Source organism: Sphingobium sp. (genome assembly GCF_041987595.1).
Taxonomy (GTDB): Bacteria; Pseudomonadota; Alphaproteobacteria; order Sphingomonadales; family Sphingomonadaceae; genus Sphingobium.
On record NZ_JBHIWJ010000229.1, the window covers coordinates 1 to 612 of the forward strand.

At 62.6% G+C, this 612-nt stretch carries 1 protein-coding gene; it reads left to right on the forward strand.

The genetic code is table 11. The features are described 5' to 3' along the window. Positions 1 to 458, forward strand: a 458-nt coding sequence (locus ACFC3J_RS22900; protein WP_375198202.1) for a LysR substrate-binding domain-containing protein, incomplete at its 5' end; no start/stop codon positions are given. Positions 459 to 612: the final 154 nt, after the last annotated feature.

Below are 612 nucleotides of genomic sequence, written 5' to 3' on the forward strand. Positions count from 1 at the left end.
TCCAGCACCTGATGGACGAAGGGCTCGCCTGCGCCGTCCGTGCCGACCATCCGGGCGTCGGCGATGTCATGACGCGCGAGCAGTTCGAGACGATGAAGCATGTCAACATCGTGCCGCCCGGACGGATGCGCGCCGGGCTGTTCCAGGCGCTGGCGCAGCAGCAGCTGAAGCGCGACGTCGCAATCTCCGTGACAAACTTCTTCGCGGTAGCCGAGATGGTGGCGGTGACCGACTATTGCGCCACCTTGCCCTCGCTCATTTGCAGGCGGTTGATGCACGACCCCCGGCTGAAGATCCTGCCGGCTCCGGTCGACCTTGGCAGCTTTCCCGTGGAAATGGCTTGGCACGTCCGCTATCGGCATGATCCCGCACACCGCTGGTTACGGACGCTGATCGGCGCGATCATCACCGACCTCACGGGGAAGACGGCAGCGGCAATCACGCCGTCGCCAGCCTGACGACGATGTCGAACCGCGATGTCGCTTGTGCGTATCCCGTACGCGACAAAGTTCGCTATACAGCCCCTGACAATAGGATTTATCATGCGCGCAATCGGCTACCAGCAGCCCGGAACGATCGATCGCACGGAAGCTCTCGTCGATATCGAACTTC